Source organism: Caballeronia sordidicola, from assembly GCF_000729995.1.
Taxonomy (GTDB): Bacteria; Pseudomonadota; Gammaproteobacteria; order Burkholderiales; family Burkholderiaceae; genus Caballeronia; species Caballeronia sordidicola_A.
Genome location: NZ_JNFG01000116.1, coordinates 1 through 702 on the forward strand (window position 1 = coordinate 1; position 702 = coordinate 702).

Below are 702 nucleotides of genomic sequence, written 5' to 3' on the forward strand. Positions count from 1 at the left end.
TTAGTCGGGCGCTGGAGCGTGAAGTGGGCTCGGTGCATCGGATGCTTGCTAAGCGCGGTGGGATCGCACCGCCGCCAAGAAAGCGCTCGCCACGTGCACTGACGCCCGAGGAGCGCGAAGCGATCTCGCGTGGGCTGAGCGCAAACTGGTCTTCAAACCGCATTGCAGCGAGCCTGAACCGAGCGCCATCGACGATCAGCCGGGAGATCGAACGCAACGGCGGCCCGATAAAGTACCGCGCCCAACAGGCCGACGCCAATGCCTGGAAGAGCGCGCTACGGCCCAAAGCGTGTGCCCTTTCAAACCGGGCGCGACTACGCATGCTCGTGGCGAGTAAGCTCAAACAACAATGGGCACCTGCGCAGATATCGGGCTGGCTCAAACGGCAGTTTCCAGTCAATAAGCTCATGCATCTATCACACGAAACGATCTACCGAAGCCTGTATGTACAAGCCCGGGGCGTCCTTAAAAAAGAGCTGATGGAGCATTTGCGCACCCATCGCGTGATGCGACGCGCTAAAAAAGCCACGGGCAGCGGACAAAACCGAGGGGCGATCATCGATGCTGTATCAATCAGCGAACGTCCCGCCGAAGTGGAAGACCGAGCGGTTCCGGGGCACTGGGAAGGTGACTTGATATCGGGCTCGAACAACTCGCATATTGCGACCCTGGTTGAACGCCAATCGCGCTTTGTGATGCTGG

Annotated in this window: 1 protein-coding gene; it reads left to right on the forward strand. The window is 59.5% G+C overall.

What is annotated here, in order from left to right:
- Positions 1 to 702: IS30 family transposase (locus tag FH08_RS0133965; RefSeq protein ID WP_031362624.1), on the forward strand; the 702-nt coding region annotated here is incomplete at both ends.